The sequence below is a fragment of the Rhodococcus sp. EPR-147 genome (assembly GCF_001647185.1).
GTDB lineage: Bacteria > Actinomycetota > Actinomycetes > Mycobacteriales > Mycobacteriaceae > Rhodococcoides.
Genome location: NZ_LVCU01000590.1, coordinates 1 through 3,605, shown reverse-complemented (window position 1 = coordinate 3,605; position 3,605 = coordinate 1). Strand labels below are relative to the sequence as shown.

Annotated in this window: 4 protein-coding genes; 3 read left to right on the top strand and 1 reads right to left on the bottom strand. The window is 64.6% G+C overall.

Features of this window, described 5'->3' with window-relative positions:
* Positions 1-1,046, bottom strand: a 1,046-nt coding sequence (locus tag A2J02_RS26605) for an ABC transporter transmembrane domain-containing protein (protein ID WP_231911512.1), incomplete at its 3' end; no start/stop codon positions are given.
* A gap of 105 nt (positions 1,047-1,151) precedes the next feature.
* Between A2J02_RS26605 and A2J02_RS26600 the strand changes: the two genes are divergently transcribed.
* The 3 genes from A2J02_RS26600 to rsgA all read left to right on the top strand — a co-directional run.
* Positions 1,152-1,331 carry a hypothetical protein gene (locus A2J02_RS26600; RefSeq protein ID WP_068055931.1) on the top strand — a complete coding sequence of 60 codons (180 nt, stop codon included), beginning with the start codon at positions 1,152-1,154 and terminating at the stop codon, positions 1,329-1,331.
* A 51-nt stretch (positions 1,332-1,382) separates the two neighbouring features.
* Positions 1,383-2,831 (top strand): alpha,alpha-trehalose-phosphate synthase (UDP-forming), encoded by a 1,449-nt coding sequence (locus tag A2J02_RS26595; protein ID WP_068055928.1) that lies wholly within the window; start codon positions 1,383-1,385, stop codon positions 2,829-2,831.
* Between the two features lie 140 nt (positions 2,832-2,971).
* A partial coding sequence (gene rsgA, locus A2J02_RS26590; protein ID WP_156516405.1) for a GTPase RsgA occupies positions 2,972-3,605 on the top strand: 634 nt, incomplete at its 3' end.

Below are 3,605 nucleotides of genomic sequence, written 5' to 3'. Positions count from 1 at the left end.
AGATCGGTCCGCGCGGGCACCGCGGATTTCGACTGCGGTAGAACGTGTTCCGCACCGAGCACCAGGGCCAACCGATCGGCCGATCCGCGCACCATCGCCACGACGCCGGGGATCCTCGCCAACCCGGTCAGGGGTTCGATGACGAACTGGGCAAGGCCGATGACGGTGATCAACTCACCGACCGAAATTCGGCCCTGCAGCGCGAACCAGCCGGCGGTACCGGCGATCCCGACGGCCAGCAATGCGTTGACCGTTGCCGACAAGCCCTGATAGACGTTGTTCGCGCGAGCCAGCTTCAGAGTCGCCGCCAATGCCGTTCGGCTCGACGTCACGAATCGCTCGGTCGCGGCGTTCTCGGCACCGATGCCACGCAGCGGCCGGACACCGCTGACCAGATCGGTGGCCATACCCGACACACCGGCGATCCGGGCCTGCTGGGCGGTGGCGGCGCGGGTGAGCAGTGGAGCGAGGCGCTGGAGCGCGATCAAGATGACCGGGGTCCCGATGAGGACGGCAAGGCCCAGGGGAACATCGATGATCAACAGCGCCACAGCCGATGCGACGACCGCCACGGCCGACGCGAAGACCCGCGCGATCAGATCGAGGATCCAGGACTCCTTCTCGGCGTCGGACGTCGAGACCGTCAGCAACTCCCCCGCCGACAGCTCGGTACGTACACCCCGCGGATCGAGGACACGACCGGCGACCTCCACGCGCACCAGATGCGCCTCCCGCTCGATGGCGACGACGATGATGCGGGCACCGATCCGCCACGCATACGACAGGGTGACGAACAAGGCCGCCAGACCGACCAGCGAGACGATCATCGCCGTCACATCACCGGTGTCGATGGCCCGCGAGACGATGAGTCCGATCGCCACCGGGACCATCGTTTCGCACAGTTGATGCACTCCGAACAGCAGCGACGAGACGATCAGTCGGGTGCGATGGCGTCGGACGGTGCGTCGCAGAATCGCGGAGCCGGTGGCCGGAGAAGGCTCCTCCACCACTGTCCGAGCATGGCGGAGCGGCACAGAATCGGTCATTTGCTGCAGCCTATGGCATCGGGAAGTGGCGATGGGACGCCACATTTACATAGAGTCGGGACCAACGAACACCGTGTAAGCCCAGCAGAGAGTACGGAGAACACCATGCCTGCCAAGACTTCGACCGACAACGACATCGCCGACGAAGACATCGTCCCACTCGAGTACGAGACGGCCAGCCAGGCTCAGCGCGTCGTCGCGGCCTACGCAACCGATGCCGACGAATGCCGCATGTTGCTGTCGATGTTGGGTATAGATCCTGTTGTGAAGGGCGAAAGCGAGTAGCACCTTCGCAGGACTGGCTCCCCCAGCAATCTACAAGCGGATTGGACAGTTGTGGCTGACGCCTCGCAGGGTTCGGATTTTGTCGTCGTAGCCAACCGGTTGCCGGTCGATCTGGAAAAGCTTCCGGACGGAAGCACCCGATGGAAGCGAAGCCCAGGCGGGTTGGTCACCGCTCTCGAACCGATCCTGCGCGCCAACAAGGGTGCTTGGGTGGGGTGGGTCGGTGTCTCGGACGTCGACGTCGAGCCGTTCGTCGAGGACGGCCTGCAACTGCGTCCGGTCACGATCAGCGAGAAGGAATACACCCAGTACTACGAGGGCTTCTCCAACGCGACGCTGTGGCCGCTCTATCACGACGTGATCGTCAAGCCGGAGTACGACCGCGACTGGTGGAACGCCTACGTCGAAGTCAACCGCCGCTTCGCCGAGAAGACCTCCGAGGCTGCAGCACAGGGCGCGACGGTGTGGATCCAGGACTACCAGCTCCAGCTCGTTCCGAAGATGCTGCGGATGCTGCGCCCCGACCTGACTATCGGGTTCTTCCTGCACATCCCGTTCCCGCCGATCGAGCTGTTCATGCAGATGCCGTGGCGCACCGGGATCGTCGAAGGGCTGCTCGGTGCCGACCTCATCGGTTTCCATCTGTCCGGCGGCGCGCAGAACTTCCTCTACCTCGCCCGACGCCTCGCCGGGGGAACCACGTCCCGCGGAACCGTGGGAGTGCGGTCCAAGTTGCGCGTCGTGCAGGTCGGCTTCCGAACCGTGCGGGTCGGCGCGTTCCCGATCTCCATCGATTCAGGTGATCTCGACACCAAGTCTCGCTCCAAGGCCGTCCGTGATCGCGCGAAGCAACTGCGCAAGGATCTGGGCAACCCGAAGCGCATCATGCTCGGCGTCGATCGACTCGATTACACCAAGGGAATCGACGTTCGGCTCAACGCGTTTCGCGAACTGCTCGAAGAGGGCCGCGTCGATCCCGCCGAGAACGTCATCGTGCAGTTGGCGACACCCAGCCGGGAACGCGTCGAGAGCTACGTCGCCATGCGCGGCGAAATCGAGCAGCAGGTCGGCCGCATCAACGGCGAGTACGGCCAGGTGGGCCACCCCGTGGTGCACTACCTGCACCGGCCGATCCCCCGCGACGACCTGCTGGCCTACTTCGTCGCTGCCGACGTCATGCTGGTCACTCCGCTGCGTGACGGCATGAACCTCGTCGCCAAGGAGTACGTGGCCTGCCGCAGCGACCTCGGTGGCGCTCTGGTGCTCAGCGAATTCACCGGTGCCGCAGCAGAACTACGCCAGGCGTACCTGTGCAACCCACACGATCTGGACAGTGTGAAGGACGCGATCATCGGCGCTTTGGAGCAGGAACCCGAGTCGGGTAAGCGACACATGCGCGCCATGCGCAGGCAGGTGCTCGCGCACGACGTCGATCGCTGGGCCCGCTCCTTCCTGACCGCACTCGCAGCGCCGGCGGAGGGCACCAACCTCAGCCGATAAATCGCTTTCCCGACACCGTCGACGGCTGCTACTTTGCCGTCGACGGTTGTTTGTGCATCGAGACAGTGAGGAGGTGGCATCGTGGCCACCCGGACATCGACGGACCCGAACCCCCATTCCTCCTCTCTCAAGGATCTCGCATGTCTCCACTCGACCATTACGGCCTCGATCAGCACTGGCTGACTGAATTCGAAAAGCTTTCCCAGAGAACAACTCTCGCCCGCGTCGTTCGCGTCGACCGAGGTGAATTCGACGCCGTCACCGACAGCGGCATTGTCCGCTGCACCGGCACCGGTATCTGCACCGGAGATTGGGTGACACTGGACTCGTTCAGGCTCGCTGCCACCCTCCCTCGCCGCACGGCCATCGAACGCGCCTCCGCCGGATCCACCTCGGAAAAACAGGTTCTCGGAGCCAACGTCGACACCGTCGTCGTCACGGTGGCGTCGGACACCGCCCTCGATCTCGGTCGCGTCGAGCGCTACATCACCCTCGCCTGGGGCAGCGGCGCCGTTCCCGTGGTCGCGATCACCAAGACCGACAGCGGTAGCGTCGCAAAGGAGTTGGTGCTGGCCGCCGCGCCGGGTGTGGAGGTGTGCACCACCAGCGCGGTCGTCGGTAGCGGAATCGACTCACTGACAGCACATCTGCGCGGCACGGTGGCTTTGATCGGGCCGTCGGGATCCGGAAAGTCGACGCTCGGCAACGCTCTGTTGGGTGGTTCGGTTCTGGAAACCGGTGCCACCCGGTCGGCCGACGGCAAAGGCAGGCATA